Raw genomic sequence first — 19,291 nt, forward strand, 5'->3', positions numbered from 1 at the left:
GCTCGTTCCTGTCGATGGCCGAGGGAAATATCGAGCTTGTGGTCACCAGGCTCCCGGAGCTTCTGGCGGTGACGCTCCGAGGGCCGGTCACCCGCGGGACACTCGTCGAATGTCCCGCGAGCGGCGAATGGCTGGCGATCCGGTTTCGGCTGGGAACCTACCTGCCGGAGATACCGACGAGCGCACTGATCGACCATCAAAACATGCAGTTGCCGGTGCTGCCCAACGGCCGTTTTCTGTTTTCGGGTCTGAGCTGGGACATTCCAGGCTATGACGATGCGGAAAGTCTCGTCGCTCGCATGGCGCGCGCGGGTGTCATCGCACGCAGCCACGCGACCGATGCGGCGATCGACGGCGACGTCGACTGGATGAGCCGGCGTTCGGTTCAGCGCCACTTTCGCCGCGTTACGGGCATGACGTTCAGCAGCCATCAGCAGATCGAGCGGGCGCGTCGCGCCGCGGCCTTGCTGGTGAGCGGCAGCTCCGTTCTGGACGCGACATCGGGCGCTGGCTATTTCGATCAGGCCCATCTTACCCGCTCGGTCAGGCAACTGATCGGCATGACGCCTGCGCGCCTCTCGCGCGAGCGGCCGCAATTGTCGTTTTCATACAAGACGACTACGTCCTGATCGCAATATGCCTGGATCGCTCCGGCCGCGCTGGTGGAGCAAACATCGGAGGAGCGCTGCGGTGAGTTTTAAGGCCTATCTCGACAATATCCAGGCCAAGACCGGCAAGAGCCCGGACCAGTTTCGCAAATGGGGCAAGGACCGGGGTTTTTCGACCGGGGCGGGATTGGCCGCCGGCGTGAAAGCGGGTGCCATCGTGGCCGCGCTCAAGGACGAGTTCGGCCTTGGCCACGGCCATGCGATGGCCATCGTCGCCCTTCTCAAGGGGAAGGCGTCGTAGGTGATGACGATTTCCAAGTCGAGACATGTGGCCGGCTGGGTCATGAGCGGGCTCGTGATTGCCTTCATGCTGTTTGATGCCGGGATGAAGCTCGTCCCGCTGGACGTCGTGATCAACGCGACCGCCGAGCTCGGCTATCCCCCCTCGGCCGATCTGGCGCGCGCGCTGGGCGTGGTGGCGCTGGCCTGCACCGCGCTCTACGGCTTCCCGCGAACAGCCGTGCTCGGTGCGATCCTGCTGACCGCCTATATGGGCGGCACGGTGGCGGTTCACTTGCGGGTCGGCAACCCGCTCTTCAGCCATATGCTGTTCGGCGTCTATCTTGCTGGTCTTGCCTGGGGCGGTCTCTATTTGCGCGATTCGCGGGTGGCGGCGTTGCTTCCTCTGAGATCGCCGCCGGTGGAGGTCTGACGTCGTTACGGGGACGCCGTCATCGCGCATTGGCCGGCGCGTGCGCCGGCCACAGATCGGCGCGCCAGCGGATCGCGATTGCCACCATCGCGACGAATCCTGCGCCGGCATAAAGCGAGCCCGTCGCGGAATAGCCGATGACGTCGATCAGGCTGCCGGCCGCGAGCAGTCCGATCGGCAAGCCATAGATCACCATCATGCGCACGCCCATGACACGGCCGCGCAGATGTGCGCTCGCGGTGCGCATCAGGATGACGGCAGCCGAGATCATCGACATGCTCTGGGCGATACCGGCGAGGACGAGGCAGGCCATCGCCACCGGCATCGTCCTGACCTCGACGAACACCAGCAGCATGGCGTACCAGGCCAGCGTTGCGCCGATCAGAAGCCGGGCAATGCGCACGCCACTGACCAGGCTGAGCGTGATGGAGCCGATCAGCGAGCCGACGGCGAAGCTCGCCGAGAGATATCCGAGGCCGGTCTGATCAGTGTGAAAGATCTCTCGCGCGATGTAGGGCAACAATCCGCCCGTGAAAGGAAATGCGGTGAGATTCGCCAGAAAAGCGACGCACAGCGCCGCGCGCATTGCCGGCCCGTTCCAGGCATAGACGATCCCCTCTTTGAGGTCGCCAAGCAGCCGCGAAACGGTGTGGCTGCTTGCGGGAAGATCGCTCGTGGTGACGGTCCTTTTCGGCTGGGTCAGGCAGAGCATGAGAAGCGCTGCCGCGAAGTAAAGGCAGGCGATCGCCACATAAACGAGGCCGATACCGAGCACGGCGAACAGCCCGGCCCCCGTCAACGCTCCGGCAATGCGCGCGCTGTCCTGGGTCGTGCGCGCAACACTGATGGCGCCCACCAGCTGCTCGGCCGGCATGATATCGGCGAGCAGCGCGCCGCGAACGCCGAGATCGGAGGGGCGGATCAAGCCCATGATCGTGACGATGATCATGACGCTCAGCGGCGACAGATGACCGCTCAGCGCGAGGACCATGATGGTCGACGACAGCGCCGTATAGGCAAGGCGCATGACGACCAGGAGATCGCGATGGCCGATCCGGTCGCCGATCATGCCGAACACGGGCGCGACCAATGTTCCGACGAACTGGAGTGAAGCCAGCAGCGTGAGCAGCAGCACCGAGCCGGTCTCGACGATGACGTACCAGCCGAGCACCAGCGTCTCGACCTCGAAGGCCCAGGAGGTGAGCAGATCGGACGGCCACTGGAAGCGGTAGTTGCGGATGCGGAATGGCGCGAGCGCCGAAGGTCGTGCAGTGGCGCTCACGACGCGATGACGCGTGTCACGGCGATTTCCTTAACCTTGTTGTTTCTTCTTGCTGTGGTGCAACCTAACGCTGGCGATGCCGGTGTCAATCGCAATCGCCGCAGGCCGCCCCCGCGCTCGGCTCTTACCTCGCCGCGCTGGCCGCTTTCCTGTCGGCGAACGCACTTGCCATGGCCGAGATCAGAGGACGCATGAAATAGGCTTCGTCGGCGGGCGAGACGTCCGTGCGCAAGCCATGCGCTGCGAGCTCGCCGGAAACGGCCGGGCCGACCGATGCGATCAGCGTGCGTTCGAGACCTGCGCGCAGCTTCGTCTCGCTGCCGCGCGCCTTGGCAACCTCGATCAGCCGGCGGACCTGGCCGAGATTGGTCAGGGCGATCGAGTCGATGCGTCCCTCTGCCATGTCGTCAATGGCGGCGACGATGTTGGCATCGGCAGCCTTGGAATCGTAGACGTAGGGCAGCACCGTATCGACGTCGGCGCCTTGCGCGGCCAGCGCGCCGGTCAGCGCGCTATGATCCTTGTCGGGATAGAGCTGCAGACCGAGGCGCCGCCCCTTAAGGTCGAGTCTGGCCAGCATCTCGATCACGCCTTCGGTGGTCGGCTTCTCCGTGGTCTGCTGCGTCTCGAGGCCGATCTCGCGCAGCGCCTTGCCCGGCTTCGGGCCTCGGGTGAACTTGCGCGCCTGGGCGAGCACCGCGACAAGGGCGGCGTCGAGGCCGCGGGCACGGGCGAGCTTCATGATGCGGCGCAGGCCTTCGCCGGTCATCAGCACGAGATCGTCGAAGGGCTTGTCGATGGCGCGGCGGATCCAGGCCTCGACTGGAGCCGGGTCCGGCGCATCATGGATGGTGAACATCGGGCATTGCACGACCTCGGCGCCTTGCTCGGCCAGAAGCTTGGAAAACTGCGCCTCCTCGCGCGTTTCCAGGATCAGGATGCGGTAGCCGTTCAAGCGGTCGGCCATGGGTATGCTCCGTTGAGAATTCGCAATTGTCCGTTCATCCTGACTCCGCGGTTGGGATTGGCGCAAGGGCGGGTCGGTGCTAGAGCAGGGCGCAATCCGCTGGATCGTTCCGCTGCACAAACCTTCATCAAGAGCCGAGCCTTGCCCGACCATCAATACGTCCTGACCCTGTCCTGTCCGGATCGCCCAGGCATCGTCTCGGCGGTCTCGACGTTTCTCGCTCATAACGGACAGAACATCCTCGACGCCCAGCAGTTCGACGACGTCGAGACCAAGAAGTTCTTCATGCGGGTGGTGTTCACAGCGGCCGATCTTGCCGTGGAACTCGCGGCACTGCAGACCGGCTTCGCCGCGATCGCCGAGCGTTTCGGCATGGAATGGCAGATGCGCGACCGCGCTGCGCATCGCAAGGTGATGCTGCTGGTCTCGAAGTCCGATCACTGCCTGGTCGACATCCTCTATCGCTGGCGAACCGGCGAATTGCCGATGATTCCGACCGCGATCGTCTCCAATCACCCGCGCGAGGTCTATGCCGGGCTCGATTTCGGCGGCATCCCCTTCCACCATTTGCCCGTCACCAAGGAGACCAAGCGAGAGCAGGAGACACAGATCATGGACCTCGTCGGCAAGACGAAGACCGATCTGGTGGTGCTCGCCCGTTACATGCAGATCCTGTCCGACGATCTCTCGGCAAAGCTGTCGGGGCGCTGCATCAACATCCACCACTCATTCCTGCCGGGCTTCAAGGGTGCCAAGCCCTATCACCAGGCCCATGAGCGCGGGGTCAAGCTGATCGGCGCCACCGCGCATTACGTCACGCGCGACCTCGACGAGGGCCCGATCATCGACCAGGACGTCGAGCGCATCAGCCATCGCGACACGCCGGAAGATCTGGTCCGCAAAGGCCGTGACATCGAGCGCCGCGTGTTGGCCCGGGCCATCCGCTACCATCTCGACGACCGCGTCATCCTCAACGGCCGCAAGACCGTGGTGTTCGTGGATTAGCGAATGGGGGACGAATGGTGAGTGCAGGGGGAGCGCGCCCTATTCGCTACTCCCTGTTCGCCATTCGCTTCCTCAGCGCCCCGCGCCAGCCGACGTCGTCCCCGTCGCGCCCTTCTGGGCCTGTTCTTCCTTCTCGCGATCGGTCGCCGGCATCAGCCGCTTGCGCTCGCGCTCCTTCATGTAGGCATCGTATTGCGGCGTGCCGGGCCGCGGCGGCGCATCAGCGGGCAGGCCGCCGGCCCATTGCGGGACGTAGTCGCCCATCCCGGCGGAGAGCTTCTCGTTGACCGTCCCGCAGCCTGCGAGATTGAGCAGGGCGAGTGCGGCGGCGATCGAAAGCGAGCGAGAACGCATGAATATCTCTGGTCGTGCCCCCGACGGGGCGCGGATGGTGGAGCGCCATAGGCGTTAGCGGCAACCATATCTCTCAATAGGTAAAATTGGCCTATTCGAGGGAGGGCAAAGCTGTATACAGAGAAGGTATTATAATAGGCAAATTTTGCACTTGATGAGGTCGCCGCTGCTGGTACGGTATACACCAGGTATTTGTCATTGGACGGATCGTAGGACGGGGCATGCCACGGACGCACTTAAGATGTCCGGATTCTGCAAATGAGAGACTGAATCCTCCATCCCCGGTGTGGTGCGGCCCTCGTAGGGTGGCAAGGCCATCGCCCTCCGGCCCAGTGTCACAGGGCTTTTTCGTTGACAGGACCATTTCATTTGTACAATCGTACAAATAGCTCTCCGCCGTTGTTGAGGCAGATTGCGCGGCTTGCGCCTAATGGTCGCCCAACGTTCGATTGACAACGGGGTTACAGAGGACGCCATGTGGCCGCACGGCATGGCTTGTCCGTGAGTGAAGCGCGGCAAGGACCGGGTACTCGGTCCGCCGCACAAGAGGTGAGGAATGAAGGGGAGGGACATCTGATGTTCGAACGCAGGATTTTTTTACGCACCGCAGCGGTCGTTGCGATCGCGGGCCTCGCGGCCGTCGCGCCTGCCAAGGCGCAAGACACGGTCAAGATCGGGCTGATCCTGCCGATGACCGGCGGCCAGGCCTCGACCGGCAAGCAGATCGAGAACGCGATCAAGCTCTACATGCAGCAGAAGGGCGACACCGTCGCCGGCAAGAAGATCGAAATCATCGTCAAGGACGACGCGGCGATCCCGGATAAGACCAAGACTGCCGCGCAGGAGCTGATCGTCAACGACAAGGTCAACTTCATCGCCGGCTTCGGCGTGACGCCGGCCGCGCTCGCCGCCGCGCCGCTGGCCACTCAGGCCAAGATTCCTGAAGTCGTGATGGCGGCCGGCACCTCCATTATCACCGAACGTTCGCCCTATATCGTGCGCACCAGCTTCACGCTGGCGCAGTCCTCGACCATCATCGGCGATTGGGCGGTGAAGAACGGCATCAAGAAGGTCGCGACGCTGACCTCGGACTACGCGCCGGGCAATGACGCCCTCAACTTCTTCAAGCAGCATTTCACGGCCGGCGGCGGTGAGGTGGTCGAAGAAGTCAAGGTGCCGCTGCAGAACCCCGACTTCGCTCCGTTCCTGCAGCGCATGAAGGACGCAAAGCCGGACGCGATCTTCGTGTTCGTGCCGGCGGGCCAGGGCGGCAACTTCATGAAGCAATATGCCGAGCGTGGCCTCGACAAGGCCGGCATCAAGGTGATCGGGCCGGGCGACGTCACCGACGACGATCTGCTCAACAACATGGGCGACGCCGTGCTCGGCACGGTCACCGCGCATCTCTATTCCGCGGCGCACCCCTCGCAGATGAACAAGGATTTCGTCGCGGCCTACAAGAAGGCCTTCGGCAACCGTCCGGGCTTCATGGCCGTGGGCGGCTATGACGGCATCCACCTGATCTACGAGGCGCTGAAGAAGACAGGTGGCGACACCAACGGCGACAAGCTGATCGAGGCCATGAAGGGCCAGAAGTGGGAGAGCCCGCGCGGTCCGATCTCGATCGACCCCGAGACCCGCGACATCGTGCAGAACATCTACATCCGCAAGGTCGAGAAAGTGGATGGCGAACTCTACAATGTCGAGTTCGCGACCTTCGAGGCGGTCAAGGATCTCGGCAAGACCAAGAAGTGACGCGCGAAAGCGCGTCATCCGGGGCTCTCCTCACCTCTCCCGCCTGCCCTGCGGGAGAGGTCGACGCGGAGCGCCGGGTGAGGGTTCTCTCGTCGTCGGGAATCCTCCAAGTGGAAAGACCCTCTCCCCAACCCTCTCCCGCAAGCGGGAGAGGGAGTGCAGCACGGCCCTTGGCCACACTTGAGATGACCCTCGACTGCTGATGACCGCAATCCTCACCAACCTGTTCGATGGCGTCGCTTACGGCATGCTGCTGTTCGTGCTCGCCTGCGGGCTCGCGGTCACGCTGGGCCTGATGAACTTCGTCAATCTCGCCCACGGCGCCTTCGCGATGGCGGGGGGCTATATCTGCATGGTGCTGGTCAACCGGATGGGTTGGCCGTTCTTCGCCGCTTTGCCGCTCGCTTTCGTCTCCTCGGCTGCAATCGGCATCGCGCTCGAACGGACGCTGTACCGTCATCTCTACGCCCGCAGCCATCTCGACCAGGTGCTGTTCACGATCGGCCTGACCTTCATGTCGGTGGCAGCCGTCGATTACATCCAGGGATCCTCGCGGGTCTTCATCAATTTGCCCGCCGCGCTCCAAGGCCAGTTCGATCTGTTCGGCGTCGGCATCGGCCGCTACCGGCTGATGATCATCGTGATCTGCGGCCTGCTGACCATCGCGCTTCAAATGGTTCTGGCGAAGACGCGTTTCGGCAGCCGCCTGCGGGCGGCGGTCGATGACCCCCGCGCCGCGAGCGGTCTCGGCATCAACGTGCCGCAGGTGTTCGCTTTCACCTTTGCCTTCGGTTGCGGGCTCGCCGGCCTCGGCGGCGCGCTCAGCGCCGAGATCCTCGGCCTCGATCCGTATTTCCCGCTGAAGTTCATGATTTACTTCCTGATCGTGGTCACCGTCGGCGGCTCCTCCTCGATAACGGGCCCGTTCCTCGCCTCGCTGCTGCTCGGCATCGGCGACGTCGCCGGCAAATATTACGTGCCGAAGATGGGCCCCTTCGTGATCTACACCATCATGATCGTGATCCTGATCTGGCGCCCGAACGGCCTGTTCGGCCGCACGGCCGCGCGTTGAGTTCGCCGATGAGCGCTGCTTCCGACGTCGGCTTTCATGCCCAGCGCCAGGCGCGCTGGCACTACGGCGAAATCGCCTTCTGGCTGATCGTGCTGGCCTTCGGTTTCGCATTTCCGTCGCGCTATCTGATCATGACCGACATCCTGCGCCTCGCGCTGTTCGCGATGTCGCTCGATCTCATCCTCGGCTATGCCGGCATCGTTTCGCTGGGCCATGCCGCCTTCTTCGGCGTCGGCGCCTATGCTGCGGGGCTGCTGGCGCTTCACGGCATCGTCAAGGAGCCCGTGCTGGCGCTGATCGTCGCCGGCCTTGCCGCCATGGTGCTCGGCTTTGCCACCAGCTTCCTGGTGATCCGCGGCGTCGACCTGACGCGCCTGATGGTGACGCTCGGCATTGCGCTGCTGCTGGAAGCGCTCGCCGAGCGCTTCTCCAATATCACCGGCGGGACCGACGGCCTGCAGGGCATCGAGATGCAGCCGATCTTCGGCCAGATCCCGTTCGACATGTTCGGCAAGGCCGGCTTCTTCTATTCGCTCGCCGTGTTGTTCCTGCTGTTCCTGTTCGCCCGCCGCGTCGTGCATTCCCCGTTCGGCCTGTCGCTGCGCGCCATCAAGAACAATCCGCTCCGTGCCGCCGCCATTGGCATTCCGGTCAACCGTCGCCTGATCGCGATCTATACGCTGGCTGCGTTCTATGCCGGCATTGCCGGGGCGCTGTTCACTCAGACGACCGCGATCGCCTCGCTGGACGTGTTCGCCTTCGAGCGCTCCGCGGACCTGATGCTGGTGCTGGTGATCGGCGGTACCGGCTATCTCTACGGCGGGCTGGTCGGCGCGGTGATCTTCCGCATGCTCCAGGAATTGTTCTCGACCATCACGCCGCAATATTGGCAGTTCTGGATCGGGCTCGTGCTGGTCGTGATCGTGCTGGTCGGCCGCCAGCGCCTGCATCGCTGGGTGCTGTATGTGCCGAACCTGATCATCAGGCGGATTGCGGGGCGCAAGGCGATTGTTGCCGTGCCGGAGAGCGATTCATGACCATCGCGCTCGAAACCCAGAATCTCGAAAAGCAGTTCGGCGGCCTGCGCGTCACCCGCGATCTGTCCTTGAAGGTCGAGCAGGGCGCCCGCCACGCGCTGATCGGTCCGAACGGTGCCGGCAAGACCACGGTCATCAACCAGCTCACGGGCGTGCTGAAGCCGAACTCGGGCCGCATCCTGCTCGAAGGCCGGGACATCACCGATCTGCCGGTGCACAAGCGCGTGCTGCGCGGGTTGTCGCGCACGTTCCAGATCAACCAGCTCTACCCGGACCTGACTCCCCTGGAGACCATCGGGCTCGCGGTCTCCGAGCGCCTCGGCCATGGCGGCGACTGGTGGCGACGGATGGGCACGCGCAGTGACGTCAATGGCGAGACCGCCGATCTGCTCTCCCGCTTCCATCTGCTCGACGTCATGAACGAAGAGACCGTGACGCTGCCCTACGGTAAGCAGCGCCTGCTCGAGATCGCGGTGGCCATTGCGGCCAAGCCGCGCGTGCTGCTGCTCGACGAGCCCGCCGCCGGCGTGCCCGAGAGCGAGCGCCACGACATTCTCGCCGTCGTGGGCAGCCTGCCGCGGGACGTCACCGTGCTCCTGATCGAGCACGACATGGACCTCGTGTTCTCCTTTGCTGATCGCATCTCGGTGCTGGTCTCGGGCGCGCTGCTGACCGAAGGCCCGCCCGAAGAGGTCGCGCGCGATCCGCAGGTGAAGGCGGTCTATCTCGGCGAGGAGGCGGTCGATGTCTGACCTGCTCGCGATCGATTCGCTTCGCGCCGGCTACGGCGAGGCGGTGGTGCTGCCGAAGATGACGCTCCGCCTCGCCGAAGGACAGGTGCTGGCGCTGCTCGGGCGCAACGGCACCGGCAAGACCACGCTGATCAACTCCATCGTCGGCGTCACGCGCCGCTTCGCAGGCTCCATTGCGCTGGCCGGCACCGATGTGACGGCGATGCGGCCCGACCAGCGGGCGCGCGCCGGCATCGGCTGGGTGCCGCAGGAGCGCAACATCTTCCGCTCGCTGACGGTGGAAGAGAACATGACCGCCGTAGCGCAGCCCGGTCCCTGGACGGTCGAGAAGGTGTACGAGATGTTCCCGCGGCTGAAGGAGCGGCGGAGCAATTTCGGCAACCAGCTCTCCGGCGGCGAGCAGCAGATGCTGGCGATCGGTCGCGCACTTACCCTCAATCCGAAAGTCCTGCTGCTGGACGAGCCGATGGAGGGCCTTGCGCCCATCATCGTCGAGGAACTCTTGAAGGCGATCGGGACCATCACCCGGTCCGGAGGTATCTGCTCGATCATCGTAGAGCAGAATGCCCAAAAGATTCTGGGGCTCGCCGATCGCGTTGTGATATTGGAGCGCGGAACGATCGTCCACGACGCTCCGAGCGCCGCGCTGAAGACCGACCCCTCTGTCCTGGAGCGCCATCTCGGCGTCGCCGGGGCGGCGGCCCACTAAGATGTCCAGGGAGTAACACATGCAGCGAACCACAGCCCCCTTCCGCGCCGACGAGGTCGGCAGCCTCCTGCGTCCGCTCAAGATCAAGGAAGCCCGTAGCCGGCTGGAGAAGGGCGAGATCTCGGCCGACGATCTGCGCAAGATCGAGGACATGGAGATCGAGAAGGTCGTGCACAAGCAGGCCTCGATCGGGCTGAAGCTCGCGACCGACGGCGAATTCCGCCGCTCCTGGTGGCATTTCGACTTCCTGGCCAAGCTCACGGGCTGCGAGCTGTTTCACCCCGACACCGGCATCCAGTTCACGGGCGTGCAGACCCGTCACGATGCGGTCCGCGTCATCGGCAAGCTCGACTTTCCAGACAGCCACCCGATGCTGGACCACTTCCGCTTCCTGAAGAAGGTCGCCGACCAGGCTCACGTCACCGCCAAGATGACGATCCCTTCGCCGGCAGTGCTCCACTTCCGCGGCGGACGCAAGTCGATCTCCAAGGACGTCTATCCCGATCTCGACGCCTTCTACGAAGATCTCGGCAAGACCTACCGCAAGGCCGTGAAGGCGTTCTACGACGCCGGCTGCCGCTATCTCCAGTTCGACGACACCGTCTGGGCCTATCTCTGCTCGCAGGACGAATTGCAGAAGGCACGCGAGCGCGGCGATAATCCGGATGGGCTGCAACAGATCTATGCGCGCATCATCAACTACGCGCTGGCGGAGAAGCCGGCCGACATGGTGGTGACGACCCACGTCTGCCGCGGTAATTTCCGCTCGACCTGGATTTCCTCGGGTGGCTACGAGCCGGTGGCCGAGACCATGCTCGCCGGCACCAATTACGACGGCTACTTCCTGGAGTACGACAGTGACCGCGCCGGCGGCTTCGAGCCGCTGCGGTTCCTGCCCAAGGGCAACAAGGTCGTCGTGGTCGGCGTCATCACCTCGAAGTTCGGCGAGCTCGAGAAGAAGGACGATATCAAGCGACGCCTGGAAGAAGCCGCCAAGTTCGCGCCCTTGGAGCAGCTCGCGCTGTCGCCGCAATGTGGCTTTGCCTCGACGGAAGAGGGCAACATCCTCTCCGAGGAGGAGCAGTGGGCCAAGCTCAGCCTCGCGGTCGAGATCGCGAAGGAAGTGTGGGGGCAGTAAGGCTCCGCCGTTAAGGCTCACCCGTGTCCCGGACGCGCAGCAACGCTCCAGCGTTGCTGCGCAGAGCCGGGACCCATGCTGCTCGACTTGCTGCGCGGAGCTATAGGCCTCAGCTCTGCAGAGCACCGCTGAGAAGCGCTGCGCTGCGTCCGGGCACGAGTCACTTCTCCGCCAGATAGACCCCCACAGAGAGGAGTTCGACCATGGGCACATGCTTGTTCTTCGGGGTCGAGATCACCTTGCCGCGCCTGGCCTTGCCGCGATTGAGCTCGTGCCGCTCGGCGGGCCGTGCCCCTGCACCTCCCACGCGATGATTCCTTCGCAGGCATTGATCATCTTGTCTGCGGCGTCGTGTCCGCCGTGCAGCTCGGCTCGAGCTGATTGCGCGTGCCTGCGCGACCGCGGGCGGACCACAGGAGCGCGGCGAGCAGGGCGACCGGGCAGGCGCGCACGGTAAGGAGGCGATCAGAGGAGAAGCGCCAGTTGTTGCTCGGCGGGGCCAGAGTGGGGCGCGGCTCGCGGCCGGAGCAAACTGTGAAGGAGGCGCTTGGATCCGCTATTCCCTCAGTGGGCAGATTTTGCTAGGAGATTGGTCCCAATCCGTCTGCCCACCGATTTCCCACTCATGAAGAACGACGAAATCCTGAGCCAGATCACCGACTTCTGCCGCAAGGCGGACATGGCGGAATCGACGTTCGGCCGGCGCGCAGTGAACGATGGGAAGCTGGTGCATCGCCTGCGCGAGGGAAAGCGCATCACCATCGACACGCTGGAGCGGATCCAGGCCTATATGGCGGCCTCGATGGCCGGCGGCGTGCCGCCGCCGCGGGGACTTCAGGTGCCCCCCGAGAAGCGCGATCCGCGCGGCAATTTCCGCTTCTTCGAGAACCGCCAGAAATATCTGCTGTTCGTCCACACCTGCAGCGAAAAGCGGGTGATCGCAGACAGGGTTGCCTTGGAGCTGAGCTCCATCCATCCGCGCCCGCCGGCGCTGCGTCTGTTCGACGCCGGCGTCGGCGACGGCACGGTGCTGGCGCGGGTGCTGCGCGCCACGCACCAGCGCTTTCCGCACATGCCGTTCTACGTCGCGGGCAAGGAGCTCAGCCTGGAGGATTTGCGCCTGACGCTGGAGAAGGTGCCGGACCGCATTTTCGAGCACCCGGCATCGGTGTTCGTGTTCACCAACATGTTCTACGCCGAGGCGCCCTGGCTGACGCCAGCGTCGCCCGCCGCGGCGGCCGCCACCGTCTGGCACGAGGTGCCGCTCCGCGGCGCTTCGTCGGGCGAGTTCGAGCAGCAGATCGCGGAGCTGAGGCCGTTTCTGGAGCAGAACTGGCGCGCTGCGATCAGCCCACGCACGGCCATGCCGCTCTACGAGCGGCCGGTGGTCCTCGTGCTCTATCGCGAGGACCACAGGTTCTTGCTGGATTCGACCATTCCGCGGCCAGGCCAGACTGAGGCCAATTTCGACCTCGTCATCGCATCCCAGCCGTACCGGGCCCTGTCATCGGTCAATTTCCGGGCCAAGCGGATCATTGCACCTCTGGCGCGGGCGCTGCGGCCGGGCGGCAGGCTGATCGGTATCCACTCCCATGGGCAGGATCCGGGCATGGAAATGATCCAGGCGATCTGGCCGGGAGAAAATCCTTTCTCAGTCAGCCGTCATGAGCTACTGCGTGCCGTTAAGTATGAACTTGGATCGGTGGGCCGCGACTTAAATTTTAATGCATACGCGGACAATCGTTCGATCTTCAGGTATGATATGGAAGCTCTGCCCAACGAGGTCACCGGCACCATCGGAACCTCGACGGCCTTTGCAGCGTGGAATGCGGCGGTGTATGTGGCTCAGATTGAGGACGACCGATTGACAGAAATGACTCAAAACGGCCGCACTCTGGATGCCGCCAGGGATGTGCTGCGGAAGTACAACGGGCTCTGGTTTCTCGACGAATCCTACGTCATCTCGCGCCGGCGTGATTGACATCATCAAAAGTAAACATCGCAAACGCCCGCCAGCTAGCGGCGGAACAAGGGGTTACTGATGCGCGCGTCCTATCTCTTCACCAGCGAGTCCGTGTCCGAGGGCCATCCGGACAAGGTCTGTGACCGGATCTCCGATGAGATCGTCGACCTGTTCTACCGTGAAGGGCCTAAGGCGGGCATCGACCCCTGGCAGATCCGCGCCGCCTGCGAAACGCTCGCGACCACCAACAAGGTGGTGATCGCCGGCGAGACCCGCGGCCCGAAGTCGGTGACCAACGAGCAGATCGAGGGCGTCGTCCGCGGCGCGATCAAGGACATCGGCTACGAGCAGGAAGGCTTCCACTGGAAGACCTGCGACATCGAGATCCTCCTGCATCCGCAATCGGCCGACATCGCCCAGGGCGTCGATGCGCTGCAGCCGGGCGAGGTCAAGGAAGAAGGCGCGGGCGACCAGGGCATCATGTTCGGCTACGCCACCAACGAGACGCCCGATCTGATGCCGGCGCCGATCTTCTACGCCCACAAGATCCTGCGCCTGATCTCGGAAGCCCGGCACTCCGGCAAGGAGAAGGTGCTGGGTCCGGACTCCAAGAGCCAGGTCACCGTGCAGTACGAGAACGGCAAGCCGGTCGGCGTGCGCGAGATCGTCGTGTCGCACCAGCATCTGGTTCCCGACCTCAGCTCGAACCAGGTTCGCGAGATCGTCGAACCCTATGTGCGCGAGGCGCTGCCGAAGGACTGGATCACCGCGAAGACGATCTGGCACATCAACCCCACCGGCAAGTTCTACATCGGCGGTCCCGACGGCGATTCCGGCCTGACCGGCCGCAAGATCATCGTCGACACCTATGGCGGCGCGGCCCCGCATGGCGGCGGCGCGTTCTCCGGCAAGGATCCGACCAAGGTCGACCGCTCCGCGGCCTATGCTGCGCGCTACGTCGCCAAGAACATCGTCGCCGCCGGTCTTGCCGACCGCTGCACCCTGCAGCTCGCCTACGCCATCGGCGTGGCGCGCCCGCTGTCGATCTACATTGACACCCACGGCACCGGTAAGGTTTCGGAAGACCAGCTCGAGAAGGCCGCCGCCAAGGCGATGGACCTCACCCCGCGCGGCATCCGCACTCATCTCGATCTCAACCGGCCGATCTACGCGCGCACCTCGGCCTACGGCCATTTCGGCCGCACGCCCGACAACGAGGGCGGCTTCTCCTGGGAGAAGACCGACCTCGTCGAGCAGCTCAAGCGCGCGCTCTAATAAACGCGACATCCCGGGGCGCGTACGCGACCCCGGGATCCTCATCTATCACGTCGAGATTCCGGGTTCGCCTCTTGGAAGTGCCCCGGAATGACGAGTTCAACAACAGGACACTCGCCATGAACGCGAAGCCCGGCTTCACCGATTACATCGTCAAGGACATTTCGCTCGCCGATTTCGGCCGCAAGGAGCTCTCGCTGGCCGAGACCGAGATGCCTGGCCTGATGGCCACCCGCGAGGAGTACGGCCCGAAGCAGCCGCTGAAGGGCGCGCGCATCGCCGGCTCGCTGCACATGACGATCCAGACCGGCGTGTTGATCGAGACGCTCGCCGCGCTCGGCGCCGACATCCGCTGGGTCTCCTGCAACATCTATTCGACGCAGGATCACGCTGCCGCTGCGATCGCCGCCGCCGGCATTCCCGTCTTCGCCGTCAAGGGCGAGACGCTGACCGAGTACTGGGACTACACCGCCAAGCTGTTCGACTGGCACGGCGGCGGTCACCCGAACATGATCCTCGATGACGGCGGTGACGCCACCATGTATGTCCATCTCGGTCTGCGCGCGGAGAACGGCGACACCGCCTTCCTCGACAAGCCCGGCTCCGAGGAGGAGGAAGTATTCTTCGCGCTTCTGAAGAAGCAGCTCAAGGAAAAGCCGAAGGGCTACTTCGCGGGGATCGCCAACAGCATCAAGGGCGTCTCCGAAGAGACCACCACCGGCGTGCATCGTCTCTATGACATGCAGAAAGCGGGCACGCTGCTGTGGCCGGCCATCAACGTCAACGACAGCGTCACCAAGTCGAAGTTCGACAACCTCTATGGCTGCCGTGAATCGCTGGTCGACGGCATCCGCCGCGGCACCGACGTGATGCTGTCGGGCAAGGTAGCGATGGTCGCCGGCTTCGGCGACGTCGGCAAGGGCTCGGCCGCCTCGCTGCGCCAGGCCGGCTGCCGCGTCATGGTCTCCGAGGTCGATCCGATCTGCGCGCTGCAGGCGGCGATGGAAGGCTACGAGGTTGTGACCATGGAAGACGCCGCGCCGCGGGCCGACATCTTCGTCACCGCCACCGGCAACAAGGACATCATCACCATCGAACACATGCGCGCGATGAAGGATCGCGCCATCGTCTGCAACATCGGCCACTTCGACAACGAAATTCAGATCGCGTCTCTGCGCAATCTGAAGTGGACCAACATCAAGCCGCAGGTCGACGAGATCGAGTTCCCCGACAAGCACCGCATCATCCTGCTGTCGGAGGGCCGCCTCGTGAACCTCGGCAATGCGATGGGCCATCCGTCCTTCGTGATGTCGGCGTCCTTCACCAACCAGACGCTGGCGCAGATCGAGCTGTTCGCCAACAACAAGGACGGCAAGTACGAGAAGAAGGTCTACGTGCTGCCCAAGACGCTCGACGAGAAGGTCGCCCGCCTGCACCTCTCCAAGATCGGCGTCAAGCTCACCGAGCTCCGCAAGGACCAGGCCGACTATATCGGCGTGAAGCAGGAAGGCCCGTACAAATCGGACCACTACCGCTACTGAGCCACCGGTTCGACCAACCATCGACGCAAAGCCCCGGAGCGATCCGGGGCTTTGTTGTTTCGGGGCATGGAATTCAACTCGCTTTGCAGTTGCGGCACGTTGATTGCCGATTGACGGCCAGCAGCGGCAGGCGGACAATCCGCCCCGGCGGAGGAAACCATGCAACAAGAACATTTCGACGTGCTGATCGTCGGCGCCGGGCTATCAGGCATCGGCGCCGGCTATCATCTGCAGACCAAGTGTCCGGCCAAGAGCTACGTCATCCTCGAGGGACGCGATTGCATCGGCGGCACCTGGGACCTCTTCCGCTATCCCGGCATCCGCTCCGACAGCGACATGTTCACCCTCGGCTATTCGTTCAAACCGTGGACTGATCCGAAGGCGATCGCCGACGGGCCGCAGATCCTGAACTACGTGCGCGAGACTGCTAGCGAGAACGGCATCGACAAGCACATCCGCTTCCACCACCGCGTCAAGCGCGCGGCGTGGTCGACGCCGGATGCGCGCTGGACCGTCGAGGCCGAGCGCATCACGGGCGAGGGCGCGACCGAGCTGGTGCGCTTCACCTGCAACTTTCTATTCATGTGCTCAGGCTATTACAAATACGAAGCGGGCTATACGCCGGAGTTCAAGGGCGCCGCTGATTTCGCCGGCCGCATCGTGCATCCGCAGAAATGGACCGAGGACATCGACTACGCGGGCAAGCGTGTCGTCGTGATCGGCTCGGGCGCGACAGCAGTAACGCTGGTGCCGGAGCTCGCCAAGCAGGCGGAGCAGGTCACCATGCTGCAGCGCTCGCCGACCTATGTGGTGTCGCGGCCGGCGCAGGATATCCTCGCCAACAAGCTGCGCCGCAACCTGCCGGCGAAGTTCGCCTATCACCTGATCCGCTGGCGCAACGTGATGTGGGGGATGTTCTTCTTCCAGCTCAGCCGGCGCAGGCCGGCGAAGGTGAAGGATCTGATCCTCAAGGGCGTGCAGATGGCGCTCGGCCCGGACTACGACGTCGCGACCCACTTCACGCCGCGCTACAATCCCTGGGACCAGCGGCTGTGCCTCGTGCCCGACGGCGACCTCTTCAATGCGATCCGCGAGCAGCGCGCCAGCGTCGTCACCAGCGAGATCGACACCTTCACGCATGACGGCATCCGCCTGAAGGACGGCCGCGAGCTGGCGGCCGACATCATCGTGACGGCGACCGGGCTGGTGCTCCAGGTCGCCGGTGGCCTCGAGGTCAGCGTCGACGGCCGCTCCGTCGATTTCGCCAACACGCTGACCTACAAGGGCATGATGTATGCCGACGTGCCGAACATGGCCTCGGCCTTCGGCTACACCAACGCGTCCTGGACGCTGAAATGCGACCTAACCTGCGAGTATGTCTGCCGCCTCATCAATTACATGGACCGGCACAATTTCCGCCAGTGCATGCCGCACAACGATGATCCCACCATCACCGCGCAGCCTTCGCTCGATTTCACCTCGGGCTACGTGCAGCGCTCGATTGCCAAGATGCCGAAGCAGGGCTCGAAGCGGCCCTGGCGGCTCCACCAGAACTACGCGCTCGACATCGTCTCGTTGCGCTTCGGTCGGATCGACGATGGCGTGATGCAGTATTCCTGATCTTGCTACGTAGGATGCCGGGATAGCCTCGCGTTCGCTTGAGACGAATCGCGACTTGCGGTAGTATTTTTTGCGCTGCAAGAAGTTTATTTCCGGCAACGTCTGAGTTCCGCGTCGTTGCCATCTAAGGGGAGCGCGGAACATGCACGTCCTTGCCCTGGTCACGCAAAAAGGCGGAAGCGGCAAGAGTACGCTGTCCGTTGGACTGGCGGTGGCAGCAATGCAGCGCGCTGAGCGCGTCGCTCTCATTGAGGCGGACGCGCAAGGTACGATCTCGAAATGGAAAGAGCGCCGCGATCATCCCTACCCCCGCGTCGAGCGCGTTGCCGATCCTGCCGAGATCGAACCGTTGATCGCGCGCCTGAAGGCCGAAGGCGTCTCGCTTGCCATCATCGACACAGCTGCCACGACCAACGGCTTGGCGATGCGCGTCATCGCCTGCGCCGATCTCTGTCTCATCCCGGCGCGCCCGAGCCCGGCCGATATCGAAGCCGCAATTCCTACACTGATCGCCATTCGCAGACTCAACCGCCGATTTGCCTTTATCCTCAATCAGACACCGACGCGAGGGTGCCGGCTGAGCGAAGCTGCCACATCGCTAAGCTCGCTCGGCGTGCTTGCACTCCCGTTTATTGCGCAGCGTAACGATCACCAGGATGCACTCGGAGCAGGGTTGGGCGTGACGGAGTTCGCACCGGCGGGCAAAGCTTCGGACGAAATTGTAAGTTTGTGGGGTTGGATCGCGGCGCACTTGGCCGAGGAGTCGGATGATTATGGGAAAGGCGCGCTCAAAGCTGCCTGCTGACGTTGCGCGCACCGGGCGTCGCTCGCTGCTGGAACTGGCGGAGGAAGTGAGCCGTGCGGTCGACGAGGGCTTGGCCATGCCGCAGGGCTCAGTCGCCGTCTTCCCCCAAGATGCGCCGCAGGTCGCGCAAGGAGCCCCTGCTCCTATGACTGTTCCGGCACAAGAAGCGGCCAGCGTCATTGTTGCAAGACCTGAACCTCCGAGCAGCACTGATCTCATCGTGGCCATGGCCAAGGAGTATCAAGCCCGCGCTTTGGACGGCATGAGCGCTACGCTCAACTACGCCAACGACCTCGCAAAATCACGGCTGGCCAGTGTGACATCAGAGGCCAATGAAACCGTCGTCGTGGAAAGCGATCTCATCGACGCGATTGGGACGGCAGCCGAGTGTCGCACCGTCGTGCTCGAACTGATGAAGGTTAATGCGGGCGCGACCTTGGAGTATGCGCGGGAGCTAGGGCGTGCAAAGACTCTGGCAGAGTTGGTTGAGCTGTCGGGCACGCATGCGCGAAAGCAATGTGAGTTGGTCCTGAAGCAAACCGAGTTGCTGAGGTCGCTTGCTCAAAGCATGACAAAGCCCAGTGCCAGGTGATGCAACTCGCCTGCGCGAAGGGCGGGACCAAAACCCGAGCGGTCGCCGAGATGGTCGGCGACGAGCGGGCCGACGATCGTGCCGAGGTCATGTCATCCTCTTGC

General features: G+C 63.8%; 20 protein-coding genes. 16 read left to right on the forward strand and 4 right to left on the reverse strand.

The genetic code is table 11. The annotated features are described in order from the left end of the window. Positions 1 to 14: 14 nt before the first annotated feature. The 3 genes from I6F20_RS30900 to I6F20_RS30910 all read left to right on the forward strand — a co-directional run bounded on the left by I6F20_RS30900 (position 15) and on the right by I6F20_RS30910 (position 1,320). Positions 15 to 629, forward strand: a complete 615-nt coding sequence (locus I6F20_RS30900; RefSeq protein ID WP_158644890.1) for a helix-turn-helix transcriptional regulator — start codon at positions 15 to 17, stop codon at positions 627 to 629. A 61-nt stretch (positions 630 to 690) separates the two neighbouring features. Next, the gene (locus tag I6F20_RS30905; protein WP_036015710.1) at positions 691 to 909 is read left to right on the forward strand and encodes a DUF4287 domain-containing protein; all 219 of its coding nucleotides are present in this window, start codon (positions 691 to 693) and stop codon (positions 907 to 909) included. A 3-nt stretch (positions 910 to 912) separates the two neighbouring features. Next, positions 913 to 1,320 carry a DoxX family protein gene (locus tag I6F20_RS30910; RefSeq protein WP_036029880.1) on the forward strand — a complete coding sequence of 136 codons (408 nt, stop codon included), beginning with the start codon at positions 913 to 915 and terminating at the stop codon, positions 1,318 to 1,320. A gap of 19 nt (positions 1,321 to 1,339) precedes the next feature. On the opposite strand, the gene I6F20_RS30915 is transcribed toward I6F20_RS30910, so the two are convergent. Together I6F20_RS30915 and I6F20_RS30920 are read right to left on the reverse strand one after the other, a co-directional pair. Further along, positions 1,340 to 2,602: an MFS transporter gene (locus I6F20_RS30915; RefSeq protein ID WP_225129330.1), complete on the reverse strand. Its 1,263-nt coding sequence runs from the start codon at positions 2,600 to 2,602 to the stop codon at positions 1,340 to 1,342. Between the two features lie 124 nt (positions 2,603 to 2,726). Then, positions 2,727 to 3,569 (reverse strand): uroporphyrinogen-III synthase, encoded by an 843-nt coding sequence (locus I6F20_RS30920; RefSeq protein ID WP_225129332.1) that lies wholly within the window; start codon positions 3,567 to 3,569, stop codon positions 2,727 to 2,729. 141 nt (positions 3,570 to 3,710) lie between these two features. Here I6F20_RS30920 and purU point away from each other — a divergent pair, with 141 nt between their 5' ends. Further along, positions 3,711 to 4,574 carry a formyltetrahydrofolate deformylase gene (gene purU, locus I6F20_RS30925; protein ID WP_036015720.1) on the forward strand — a complete coding sequence of 288 codons (864 nt, stop codon included), beginning with the start codon at positions 3,711 to 3,713 and terminating at the stop codon, positions 4,572 to 4,574. Positions 4,575 to 4,646: 72 nt separating this feature from the next. Here purU and I6F20_RS30930 read toward each other — a convergent pair whose 3' ends face one another. After that, entirely contained in the window at positions 4,647 to 4,928 is a 282-nt protein-coding gene (locus I6F20_RS30930) for a hypothetical protein (protein ID WP_036015722.1), read from the reverse strand. A gap of 576 nt (positions 4,929 to 5,504) precedes the next feature. Between I6F20_RS30930 and I6F20_RS30935 the strand changes: the two genes are divergently transcribed. The 6 genes from I6F20_RS30935 to I6F20_RS30960 all read left to right on the forward strand — a co-directional run bounded on the left by I6F20_RS30935 (position 5,505) and on the right by I6F20_RS30960 (position 11,391). Next, on the forward strand, positions 5,505 to 6,683 hold the full coding sequence (locus I6F20_RS30935) for an ABC transporter substrate-binding protein (RefSeq protein ID WP_036015725.1): 1,179 nt from the start codon (positions 5,505 to 5,507) through the stop codon (positions 6,681 to 6,683). 202 nt (positions 6,684 to 6,885) lie between these two features. Continuing rightward, complete coding sequence (locus I6F20_RS30940) at positions 6,886 to 7,755, forward strand: branched-chain amino acid ABC transporter permease (protein WP_036015727.1); 870 nt, start codon at positions 6,886 to 6,888, stop codon at positions 7,753 to 7,755. A gap of 8 nt (positions 7,756 to 7,763) precedes the next feature. Further along, a complete protein-coding gene (locus I6F20_RS30945; protein ID WP_225129333.1) occupies positions 7,764 to 8,792 on the forward strand; it encodes a branched-chain amino acid ABC transporter permease in 1,029 nt (342 codons plus the stop codon). Next, the gene (locus I6F20_RS30950; protein ID WP_225129335.1) at positions 8,789 to 9,544 is read left to right on the forward strand and encodes an ABC transporter ATP-binding protein; all 756 of its coding nucleotides are present in this window, start codon (positions 8,789 to 8,791) and stop codon (positions 9,542 to 9,544) included. Before I6F20_RS30945 ends, I6F20_RS30950 begins: the two co-directional genes overlap by 4 nt. Continuing rightward, positions 9,537 to 10,253 carry an ABC transporter ATP-binding protein gene (locus I6F20_RS30955; RefSeq protein ID WP_036029900.1) on the forward strand — a complete coding sequence of 239 codons (717 nt, stop codon included), beginning with the start codon at positions 9,537 to 9,539 and terminating at the stop codon, positions 10,251 to 10,253. The genes I6F20_RS30950 and I6F20_RS30955 overlap by 8 nt, the downstream gene beginning before the upstream one ends. A 19-nt stretch (positions 10,254 to 10,272) precedes the next feature. Continuing rightward, positions 10,273 to 11,391: a cobalamin-independent methionine synthase II family protein gene (locus I6F20_RS30960; RefSeq protein WP_036015736.1), complete on the forward strand. Its 1,119-nt coding sequence runs from the start codon at positions 10,273 to 10,275 to the stop codon at positions 11,389 to 11,391. 160 nt (positions 11,392 to 11,551) lie between these two features. On the opposite strand, the gene I6F20_RS30965 is transcribed toward I6F20_RS30960, so the two are convergent. Next, on the reverse strand, positions 11,552 to 11,698 hold the full coding sequence (locus tag I6F20_RS30965; RefSeq protein ID WP_157784118.1) for a hypothetical protein: 147 nt from the start codon (positions 11,696 to 11,698) through the stop codon (positions 11,552 to 11,554). A gap of 318 nt (positions 11,699 to 12,016) precedes the next feature. Between I6F20_RS30965 and I6F20_RS30970 the strand changes: the two genes are divergently transcribed. The 6 genes from I6F20_RS30970 (at position 12,017) to I6F20_RS30995 (ending at position 19,187) form a co-directional block, all read left to right on the forward strand. Next, positions 12,017 to 13,372, forward strand: coding sequence for a hypothetical protein (locus I6F20_RS30970; protein ID WP_225112032.1), 1,356 nt, complete (start codon positions 12,017 to 12,019; stop codon positions 13,370 to 13,372). Between the two features lie 60 nt (positions 13,373 to 13,432). Next, complete coding sequence (gene metK / locus I6F20_RS30975; RefSeq protein WP_036015759.1) at positions 13,433 to 14,629, forward strand: methionine adenosyltransferase; 1,197 nt, start codon at positions 13,433 to 13,435, stop codon at positions 14,627 to 14,629. Positions 14,630 to 14,748: 119 nt separating this feature from the next. After that, entirely contained in the window at positions 14,749 to 16,170 is a 1,422-nt protein-coding gene (gene ahcY, locus I6F20_RS30980; RefSeq protein WP_036015760.1) for an adenosylhomocysteinase, read from the forward strand. A gap of 159 nt (positions 16,171 to 16,329) precedes the next feature. Continuing rightward, positions 16,330 to 17,790 (forward strand): flavin-containing monooxygenase, encoded by a 1,461-nt coding sequence (locus I6F20_RS30985; RefSeq protein WP_225129337.1) that lies wholly within the window; start codon positions 16,330 to 16,332, stop codon positions 17,788 to 17,790. Between the two features lie 142 nt (positions 17,791 to 17,932). After that, positions 17,933 to 18,595 (forward strand): nucleotide-binding protein, encoded by a 663-nt coding sequence (locus I6F20_RS30990; protein WP_225129339.1) that lies wholly within the window; start codon positions 17,933 to 17,935, stop codon positions 18,593 to 18,595. Next, complete coding sequence (locus I6F20_RS30995; protein ID WP_225129341.1) at positions 18,558 to 19,187, forward strand: phasin family protein; 630 nt, start codon at positions 18,558 to 18,560, stop codon at positions 19,185 to 19,187. Before I6F20_RS30990 ends, I6F20_RS30995 begins: the two co-directional genes overlap by 38 nt. Positions 19,188 to 19,291 lie beyond the last annotated feature (104 nt).

Source organism: Bradyrhizobium sp. IC3123, from assembly GCF_020193625.1.
Taxonomy (GTDB): Bacteria; Pseudomonadota; Alphaproteobacteria; order Rhizobiales; family Xanthobacteraceae; genus Bradyrhizobium; species Bradyrhizobium yuanmingense.